This window comes from Pseudonocardia wallangbongensis, assembly GCF_054486945.1.
Genome location: NZ_JBRERS010000022.1, coordinates 77,298 through 84,925, shown reverse-complemented (window position 1 = coordinate 84,925; position 7,628 = coordinate 77,298). Strand labels below are relative to the sequence as shown.

Annotated in this window: 8 protein-coding genes; 4 read left to right on the top strand and 4 right to left on the bottom strand. The window is 73.2% G+C overall.

The window, feature by feature from the left end; all coding sequences use genetic code 11:
- Positions 1 to 241: 241 nt before the first annotated feature.
- A complete protein-coding gene (locus ACU436_RS40890; protein WP_459032545.1) occupies positions 242 to 1,915 on the bottom strand; it encodes a fatty acyl-AMP ligase in 1,674 nt (557 codons plus the stop codon).
- 42 nt (positions 1,916 to 1,957) lie between these two features.
- On the opposite strand from ACU436_RS40890, the gene ACU436_RS40885 reads away from it, so the two are divergent.
- Positions 1,958 to 3,301 (top strand): M20/M25/M40 family metallo-hydrolase, encoded by a 1,344-nt coding sequence (locus ACU436_RS40885; protein ID WP_459032541.1) that lies wholly within the window; start codon positions 1,958 to 1,960, stop codon positions 3,299 to 3,301.
- Positions 3,302 to 3,559 (top strand): hypothetical protein, encoded by a 258-nt coding sequence (locus tag ACU436_RS40880; protein ID WP_459032540.1) that lies wholly within the window; start codon positions 3,302 to 3,304, stop codon positions 3,557 to 3,559.
- On the opposite strand, the gene ACU436_RS40875 is transcribed toward ACU436_RS40880, so the two are convergent.
- Positions 3,549 to 4,175, bottom strand: a complete 627-nt coding sequence (locus ACU436_RS40875) for a hypothetical protein (protein ID WP_459032539.1) — start codon at positions 4,173 to 4,175, stop codon at positions 3,549 to 3,551. The two genes, ACU436_RS40880 and ACU436_RS40875, sit on opposite strands and share 11 nt — an antisense overlap.
- Before the next feature lie 124 nt (positions 4,176 to 4,299).
- Between ACU436_RS40875 and ACU436_RS40870 the strand changes: the two genes are divergently transcribed.
- Complete coding sequence (locus ACU436_RS40870; RefSeq protein WP_459032538.1) at positions 4,300 to 4,869, top strand: dihydrofolate reductase family protein; 570 nt, start codon at positions 4,300 to 4,302, stop codon at positions 4,867 to 4,869.
- An 89-nt stretch (positions 4,870 to 4,958) separates the two neighbouring features.
- On the opposite strand, the gene ACU436_RS40865 is transcribed toward ACU436_RS40870, so the two are convergent.
- Positions 4,959 to 5,564: a TetR/AcrR family transcriptional regulator gene (locus ACU436_RS40865; protein WP_459032536.1), complete on the bottom strand. Its 606-nt coding sequence runs from the start codon at positions 5,562 to 5,564 to the stop codon at positions 4,959 to 4,961.
- 81 nt (positions 5,565 to 5,645) lie between these two features.
- Here ACU436_RS40865 and ACU436_RS40860 point away from each other — a divergent pair, with 81 nt between their 5' ends.
- The gene (locus ACU436_RS40860; RefSeq protein WP_459032534.1) at positions 5,646 to 6,077 is read left to right on the top strand and encodes a nuclear transport factor 2 family protein; all 432 of its coding nucleotides are present in this window, start codon (positions 5,646 to 5,648) and stop codon (positions 6,075 to 6,077) included.
- Between the two features lie 4 nt (positions 6,078 to 6,081).
- On the opposite strand, the gene ACU436_RS40855 is transcribed toward ACU436_RS40860, so the two are convergent.
- Positions 6,082 to 7,569, bottom strand: a complete 1,488-nt coding sequence (locus ACU436_RS40855; RefSeq protein WP_459032533.1) for a glycosyltransferase family 39 protein — start codon at positions 7,567 to 7,569, stop codon at positions 6,082 to 6,084.
- Positions 7,570 to 7,628 lie beyond the last annotated feature (59 nt).

Below are 7,628 nucleotides of genomic sequence, written 5' to 3'. Positions count from 1 at the left end.
GGCGACGCCCGACAGGGCGCCCTTGAACTGTGAGAAGCGGCCCCACACACTGCGGGGCGTCCTGCTCACCACTGTCACCGATGTCCCAAGACATCGGTGTCACCGATGTGGTCGGACATGACAGGGTCGAATTCGCCCGTTCTCGCGCCGAAGCGCTGATCATGGAGCCCGGATCGCCGAAGGCGCGCGCCGCGGGAAGCTGGGCCGGCGAGCTGTGTGATGGACTTCCGCGTTCGGGACACTAGTGTCCCGAACGCAGCAGGTCCGCGGTGGCCGCGCGGCGCAGCTTCCCGGACGGCGTCTTGGGCAGCGTCCCCGGCCCGAGCACGACGACCTCGGCGGGCCGCACGCCCACGGCGGAGACCACGCGGCCGATCACGTCCTTGCGGATCAGCTGCTCGGCCGCCTGGTCCCCGGCCTTGCGCGACTCCACGGCCACGGTGAAGGACTCCCGGTGCCGCCCACCCTCGCCGCCGGCGAGCACGCGGACGGCGACCGTGTTGCCGGCCCGCACGTCGGCGGCGGTGGCCGCGGCCCGCTCGATGTCGGTCGGGTAGATGTTGCGGCCGCCCATGATGATCACGTCCTTGCGGCGGCCGCAGACGACGACCTCCCCGCCCGCGAGGTAGCCCTCGTCGCCGGTGTCCAGCCAGCCGTCGGCGTCCTGGGCGGCGATCGGGCCGTCGACCGTGAGGTACCCGGGGGTCACCGAGTCGCCACGCAGGTGCAGCATCCCCACGTCGCGCTCGCCGAGCACGCGGCCGTCGTCGTCCACGACGCGGGCCTCGATGCCGGGCAGCGGCGGCCCGAGCCGCGGGAACCGCCGCGCGGGCGAGTCACCCGCCGGCACCGCGCGCCGGTGGGACTCCAGCTGCTCGGCGTCGATCATGTCGACCTGCAGGCCCGTCTCGACCGGCGCGAACGACACCCCCAACGCCGTCTCCGCCATCCCGTACGCCGCGAGCACCGACTCCGGCCGCAGCCCGAACTTCGCGCCCGCGCTCGTGAACGCCTCGACCGCGTCCGGGTCGATCGGCTCGGCGCCGTTGAGCGCGATGCGCAGCGTCGAGAGGTCGAGCGAGCCCTCATCGGCCCGCGCGAGCTGGCGGCCCAGCACGGCGTAGGCGAAGTTCGGCGCCGCCGTGACGGTGCCGCCGTGCTTCGAGATGAGCTCGGCCCAGAGCAGCGGCCTGCCGAGGAAGTCCGTGGGTGTGACCGACACGAGCTCGAGGCCCGTGGTCATCGGGACGGTGAGGAACCCGACCATCCCCATGTCGTGGAAGAGCGGCAGCCAGGACACCATCACGTCCCGCTCGACGTCGAGCCTGGAGGCCACGACCATCCCTCTGAGGTTGGCGTGGAGGTTGCGGTGCGTGATCCGCACGGCTTTGGGTTCGGCGGTGGAGCCGCTCGTGAGCTGCAGGAGCGCCGTGTCGTCCTCGGCGGCGACGTCCGCGTCCGGGCCCACCTCGGCTGAACCGTCGGCCAGGCCGTCGAGCGTGCGGAACGGGATGCCGCGCTCGGTGAGCACCGGCGCGAGCGCGTCGAACGGGGCGCCGAGCAGCACGAGGCGCGCGTCGATCATCCGCAGCACCGACATCGTGTCCTCCGCCCAGGCGGCGAGGTCGGTGCGCGCGGTGGGCTGGTGCAGCATCGTGACGCTGCCCCCGCACAACCACACCGCCTGCGCGGCGGGGGCGATCGACACCGGTTCGCCCGCGAGCACACCGACCGCCGCACCGTGCTCGAGCCCGGGGACATCGGCGATGCCGGAGCGCAGCGCCGCCGCCATCCGGCCGGCCGTGGCGTGCACCTGGGGCCACGTGTGACGGACCGGTTCCTTCGGCTCACCGGTCGTCATCCCGCGGGGCGAGCGCGCGGCGGAGTCGAGCAACATCGCGAGGAACCGGGACATGGTCACCAACCTACGGTCTTTTCGTCACTATTATCCGAGCACATGTCTGAGCAGTCCGTCGCTGCCTCCGTGGCCGCCGTCCTCCCCGGCGCCCGTGCCGACCTCGAGAACCTGGTGCGCATCCCCAGCATCTGGGCCGATGCGGCCCATGCCGACGACACCCGGCGCAGCGCCGAGGCCGTCGCCGACCTGGCGCGCGGCGCGGGAGCCGCCGACGTCACGATCATCGCGGCCGACGGCGGCGCCCCCGCCGTGGTCGCCCACTTCCCCGGCCCGGCCGGCACACCCACGGTGCTGCTCTACGCCCACCACGACGTGCAGCCCACCGGCGGCGACGAGCACTGGACCAGCCCGCCGTTCGAACCCGCCGAGCGCGACGGCCGGCTCTACGGCCGCGGCGCCGCCGACGACAAGGCCGGCGTGATGACGCACCTCGCGGTGCTGCGCGCCTACGACGGGCACCCACCGGTGGGGGTCACGCTGTTCGTCGAGGGCGAGGAGGAGAGCGGCTCGCCCACGCTCCCGGCCCTGCTGCGCGCCCACCGCGAGCTGCTGAGCTGCGATGTCATCGTGATCGCCGACGCGGCCAACCCCGCGGTCGACGTGCCGGCGCTCACCACGAGCCTGCGTGGGCTCGTCGACGTCACGGTCGACGTCGCGATGCTGGAGCGGCCCGCGCACTCCGGCGTGTACGGCGGCCCGGTCGGCGATGCCCTCACCGCGCTGTGCCGCGCGCTCGCGACGCTGCACGACGCGGACGGCGAGGTGGCCGTGCCCGGGCTCGTGCACGGCGCCTCCGAGGCCCCTGACGTCGATGAGTCCGTCTTCCGCTCCGACGTCGCCCTGCTCGACGGCGTGGAGCTGCTCGGCAGCGGCACGATCCCGACGCGCACGTGGGCGAAGCCCGCCGTCGCCGTGCTGGGGATCGATGCCCCGCGGGTGGCGGAGGCGTCGAACGTGCTGCTGCCCAGGGCCCGGGCCCGCGTGGGCATGCGGCTCGCCCCGGGCGACGACGCCGTCAAGGCGCAGCGTGCCCTCGCCGACCACCTCGAGGCCAACGTGCCGTGGGGTGCCCAGGTGGCGGTCCGGCTCGAGCCGGGGATCGCCGAGCCGTTCACGATCGAGGGGTCCGGCACGGCGTACGACGCCGCCCGGCGCGCGTTCGCGGAGGCCTACGGCAACCCGGTGGTGGAGACCGGGATCGGCGGCTCGATCCCGTTCATCGCCGAGTTCGCGCGCCAGTTCCCGGGCGCGGCGGTCCTGGTGACGGGCGTGGGTGACCCGGCGAGCCGCTGGCACGGCATCGACGAGAGCCTCGACGTCGCGATGTTCGGCCGCGCCGTGCTGGCCGAGGCCCTGATGCTGGCCGAGCTGGCCCGCGGGTAGATGGCCTACCGGCCGCCCTTCTCCGCGGAGGTGACCGCGGAGCGCTTCCTCGCCGGTGTCCGCGGACGGCTCCGGGTGGGCGGGCGCGTGTTGCTGTTCTTCGGCACCTCGGGCGACCAGGACCACGTGCTCCGGCTGGCCGCGGGTGCCGGCCTGGCCGTCGAGACCGTGGCGACCCGCGAGCTGACGCGGCACGGCGCCACCGTCACCTACTCCACCTTCCGGTCGACGGTCCGACCGGATCGGTTCAGAAGCTGACCTCCCATTCGCGCAGCCGGCTGAAGCGCGATCGGCCGCTGCGCCAGCGGACGACCACGCTCGTGACCTGGTCCGCCCCGGCGATGTGCATCTGCGTGCTGCCACCCGGGTTCAGGATCGGCACCGTGATCCCGAGCGATACCTCGTCGGTCCAGGTCCGACCGTCGCGGGGCATCGAGAACCTCGCGCTGGCCGGGAACAGGGGCTGATCACTGATGTTGGTGAGCCGCCAGAAGTCCTCCTTCTCCGGCATCCTGGCGAGTTCCCACGTGTCGTTCCTGGCGCTCTGATCGAGCGGGGCGCGCCCTTCGCGGGCCGGCGGCACGCCGGCCGCGGTCTCCGCCGCGCCCGGCACCGCGCCCGGGTGTTCCGCGTCACGGACGATCCGCCGGGCCTGCCCCTCGGGGATCGTCAGCCCCAGCAGCACCTCGGTGAGGAAGGCGTCCCGGACCGCCGGTGTGTCCCGCCCGAGGTATTTGACCTCTGGCAGCATCACCGAGGACAGCCGCACGTGTCCGAGGGTGCAGTACGAGGAGATGGCCTCGTTGTACTCGTAGTGCAGCGGCAGGACCGTGGACCGGTCGATCTTCAGTACGGCGAGCCGGAACGAGGACATGCACCGCAGTGTCGCGTCGGACGGTGCGACGTGTCGACACCTACGTGATCGCGCACAGATCAGGTGTCGATTCCGGACCCCGTCGGTCCGACGTACCACCGATCGATCCGACCGGGAGGAAGCCGTGCGCGAGTTGCAGGTGGACATGTTCAGCACCGTCGACGGGTTCGGGTCCAGCCGGCCGCCCCGAAGCGAACCGTACTGGGGTTACGGCGGGCCGGGGCTGTTCGAGTGGATGCACGCCCAGCTGGCCGAGGAGCACGTGATGCTCATGGGGGCGACGTCGTTCCGGTTGATGTCCGAGATCGTCGCGAACGGCGACGACCCGACGTTCCCGCGGATGGCCGAGCTTCCCAAGATCGTGTTCTCGAAGACGCTCGCACCGCCGCTGACGTGGGCCAACACCACGATCGTCGACGAGCCGGTCGAGACTGCCGTGCCCGCGCTGAAGGCCGAGGCCGACGGGTTGCCGATGCGCACGATCGGCAGCGTCTCGCTCGTACGCAGCCTCTTCCGGCTCGGTCTGGTCGACCGGGTCCGCGTGATGCTCTTCCCGACCATCCGCGGCGCGACGGGTGACGGGCCGGTGTTCGGCGGGCTGCCCGACATCGACCTGAGCCTCGCCGGCACGACGGTGATCGACGAGCGTGTCGTCCTGCTCGACTACCGCGTGTGCCGCGATCCGGCGAGCTGACCGGCCACCTGCCGCCGTCGAGCGGCAGGGGCCGGTCGCGCGGTGCGGGACTCCCCGTCCCGGGCCCCCCAGCCCGGCCCGCACATTGATCACGTTAGGCCGCTCGCCGCGCCACCGGATCGGTCGAAAGGTTGATCCTGACCCTCCTTAGGTCGGAGTCCGTCGCGCACCACGGCGAGCAGCCGGTGCCCGATCGTCGGGTCCGGGTCGGCGCGGACGGCCTGCAGCAGGCCCTTGAGCAGCGCGATCAGGTCGGTGACGGATACGTCGCGGCGGACCCCACCGGCCTCCTGCGCCTTGGCGAGGAGGGCGGCGAGCGCCTCGTTCATCTCGGCCCGCGCCGCGGCCATGGCATCCGCGCCCGCACCGGCGAACGCGTCGGGCAGGTCGCGCTTGGCCAGCGCCTGCTCGGCCACCCGGTCCAGGAAGCCGGAGAGGGCGAGCCCCGGATCGGCGGCGTCGGCCCGGGCGCGCGCGTCGGCGGCGAGGTCCTGGACGTTCGCCACCGAGACGGCCTCGAACAGCGCCTCCTTGGTGGGGAAGTGCCGGTAGACGGTGCCGGGGCCGACCCCCGCGGCCGCGGCGATCTCGTCGAGCGGCACCGCGTAGCCCTGGTCGGCGAACGCGCGCCGGGCGGCGTCGAGCACCCGCTCGCGGTTGCGGCGGGCGTCGGCGCGCAGCGGTCGTTCAGCCATGGCACTTGCTAACCGGGGCGCGCGTTCCGTATCGTCTAAGCGGGGTCACCGTTCCGATTCTACTTCGATCCGGAGGATCACATGAGCCGCAGCCCGCGGGATGTCGTGGAGGATGTTCGTCGCATGGTCGCCGGGGAGGACGTGGTCTTCGGCGACCTCTTCGCCGAGGACGGCGTCCTCCGCTACCCGTTCGCGCCTCCCGGGACGCCCCGCGAGCTCGAGGGGCGCGAGACGATCCGCGAGTTCCACCGCGCCGCGTCCGCGATCCGGTCGATGCTCGAGATGGAGGGCGTCGACGTGCTCGTCCGCGACACCGGCGACCCGGAGGTCGTCGTCGTCGAGATCGAGCACCACGGGCACTCGCACGGCATCGGCGGGCCCTACCGCTTCCGCGCGCTCGGGGTGATCCGCGTCCGCGACGGGGAGATCGCGGAGTACGACGACTACATGGACCCGATCGCCCAGGCGGCGATACTCGGCCGCACCCAGGACCTCGTCAAGGCACTGGCCTGATCGCTCAGAGGTGGCGCGCCGACGCCCACAGCTGCGCCCACGGCACCTGCCGGCCGTCGAGCACGTAGATCGGGATGCCCTGCGCGAGGTTCGCGACGCGCTCGTCGTTGTCGAGCTCCCCGACGCGGGTCACGCTGCCGAACGCGGGGGCGATCCGCGCCGGGTCGCCGACGAACACGACGGCCCCCGATCCCTCCTGCGGGGTCCCGAACCAGGCCGCGCCGCGGCCGAAGCCGAAGGACGGCAGCTCGGGCGCGAACATCTGGAGGGCCGCGTAGCTCCAGTAGTCGCCCGTGACGACCACGGCGTCCCGCGCCACGCCCGGCGGCAGCGCCCGGAACGCCGCCTGCACGTCGGCCACCATCGCGGGCCAGCCGATCTCGTCGCGCTGGAAGTTGCCGATCTGCAACGGCTGGTCCGCGTGTGCCGAGACCGGCTTGATCGGCAGCACGTTCAGCAGGAGGAGCGCAGCCACCGTCGCCGCGTACACCGGCCACGTCGGTACCCAACGCCACCAGACGGCGGGCCGCCGCTGCTCGGCGTGCGCCGCACCGGCGGCCCACAGCAGCGGCAGGACGCCCGCGAGGTAGTAGGGGCGGCCACCGACCAGCATGAACAGGACGGCCACCCCGATCGCCGTGACGCCGAGGAAGCGGTGCTCGGGGGTCCGCAGCAGCCGCACGATGCCGACGACGCCGAGCACCGAACCGACCAGCAGACCGGCCGCGAAGAACCCGAGCGGCACGAACCCGATCATCCCGCCGGCGTAGCCGCTCTCCCCGGCGATCACCCGGCCCATCTCCAGCTGCGGCCAGCCGTTGCTCGCCTGCCAGACCAGGGTCGGGATGATCGCGAGCAGCGCGAAGGCGCCGCCTGCCCACGCCGCCGGCCGGCGCAGCAGCTCCCGCGGCCCGCAGCACAACACGGCGACCAGCGTGACGGCCCAGAACGCGACGAGCAGGAACTTCGCCTGCAGCCCGACCGCGGTCACGATCCCGGCGGCGAGGAGCAGCGCGTCCGAACGGGTGCGGACCCAGCGCACCAGCAGGTAGGTGACGGCGACCCAGGCCACCGGGTCGAGGGTGGACGTGGCGAGCAGGTGGCCGGTGGCCAGGAACCCCGGCGAGACGGCCACCACGCCCGCGGCGAGCAGCTGCGCGCGCGGGCCCCCGCCGAACTCCCGCGCGAGCAGCGCGGCCAGCACCACCGCCGTCACGATCACGAGCGTCGCCGGGATGCGCAGCACGGCCACGGATCCGGGGGCGATCGAGTCCATCAGCAGCGCGATCAGCGGCAGCAGCGGTGGCTGGTCGGCGTACCCCCAGTCCAGGTGGTGGCCGGCCGCGACGAAGTACAGCTCGTCGCCGAAGTAGCCGTACCGGCCGCTCACCGCGGTCAGCACCACGCCGACCGCGGCGGCCACGGCGAGCACGGGCCCTCGGGAGAACGCGGGCAGCCCCCGCACCGGAACCTGCTGTTCGACCGTCGTCACGACGCACCCCCCTCGATGCAGGAACGACGCTAGGTCGACGGCACGGCGAGCGGCTCGAT

Coding starts and splice junctions, on each gene's coding strand:
- ACU436_RS40890 (WP_459032545.1), bottom strand. CDS start 1,915: ATGTCCCGGTTCCTCGCGATGTTGCTCGACTCCGCCGCGCGCTCGCCC.
- ACU436_RS40885 (WP_459032541.1), top strand. CDS start 1,958: ATGTCTGAGCAGTCCGTCGCTGCCTCCGTGGCCGCCGTCCTCCCCGGC.
- ACU436_RS40880 (WP_459032540.1), top strand. CDS start 3,302: ATGGCCTACCGGCCGCCCTTCTCCGCGGAGGTGACCGCGGAGCGCTTC.
- ACU436_RS40875 (WP_459032539.1), bottom strand. CDS start 4,175: ATGTCCTCGTTCCGGCTCGCCGTACTGAAGATCGACCGGTCCACGGTC.
- ACU436_RS40865 (WP_459032536.1), bottom strand. CDS start 5,564: ATGGCTGAACGACCGCTGCGCGCCGACGCCCGCCGCAACCGCGAGCGG.
- ACU436_RS40860 (WP_459032534.1), top strand. CDS start 5,646: ATGAGCCGCAGCCCGCGGGATGTCGTGGAGGATGTTCGTCGCATGGTC.